We start from the raw sequence: 827 nt of genomic DNA, 5'->3' as shown, positions 1-827 counted from the left end.
CGACCGGAGTTCGCGCTCACTCGACGGGCGGAAGGGGGGAGGGAGCGAGAGGTCCGGTGACCGCGACGGGAAGGTGAGCGGCATACCGGAATCCCTTTCGCGGAGGGCGCCCGCGAGCGGACCTTGCCGTGGGATATTTGCACCCGAACCGAATGAGAGGTTGGGGTGGGGATGACAGAGATCGACCTGAACGGGGACTGGGACCTCGATCCGAGCCACACGCGGATCGGGTTCTCCGCGCGGCACGCGATGGTGACGACGGTGCGGGGCTCCTTCAACGACGTCGAGGGGCACTTCCACGCCGACCTCGACGACATGAGCAAGTCGACGGCGGTGGTGCGGCTCAAGACGGCGAGCGTCGACACCCGCAACGACCAGCGCGACGAGCACCTGCGCAGCGGCGACTTCTTCGACGCGGAGCGCTGGCCGGAGATCGTCTTCGAGAGCACGAACATCGAGGAGGTCGGCGAGCGGGCCTACACCGTCAGCGGCAACCTCACCATCCGCGACATCACCCGCCCGATCGTCGTCCCGCTCGAGCTGATGGGCGTGCAGACCGACGCCACCGGGCAGGTGCGCGCCGGCTTCGAGGGCAGCCGCCGGGTCAACCGCCGCGACTTCGGCCTGGAGTGGAACGTCGCCCTCGACGCGGGCGGCGTCCTCGTCTCGGAGAAGATCTCGCTCGAGTTCGAGATCTCCGCCATCAAGCGGCAGCAGGGCGAGGAGCAGCAGCAGGGTCAGTGACGCGCCGGCCGGGTGGCACGGCCGGCGCCGGGGGAAGATGACCTCATGGCGCTGGCCGTCTGTCTGCTCTTCGACCGTCGAGG

1 protein-coding gene is annotated in these 827 nt (G+C 69.0%); it reads left to right on the top strand.

From position 1 onward, the window contains the following. Positions 1–171: 171 nt before the first annotated feature. Positions 172–744: a YceI family protein gene (locus N864_RS22770; protein ID WP_034722975.1), complete on the top strand. Its 573-nt coding sequence runs from the start codon at positions 172–174 to the stop codon at positions 742–744. The last annotated feature ends 83 nt before the right edge of the window (positions 745–827 follow it).

This window comes from Intrasporangium chromatireducens Q5-1, from assembly GCF_000576575.1.
In the GTDB taxonomy this organism is placed as follows: Bacteria; Actinomycetota; Actinomycetes; order Actinomycetales; family Dermatophilaceae; genus Intrasporangium_A; species Intrasporangium_A chromatireducens.
This window is presented reverse-complemented; position numbering and strand designations above follow the sequence as displayed.

Bases quoted from the DNA above. Each gene is read 5' to 3' on its own strand.
- N864_RS22770 (WP_034722975.1), top strand. From the start codon at position 172: ATGACAGAGATCGACCTGAACGGGGACTGGGACCTCGATCCGAGCCAC.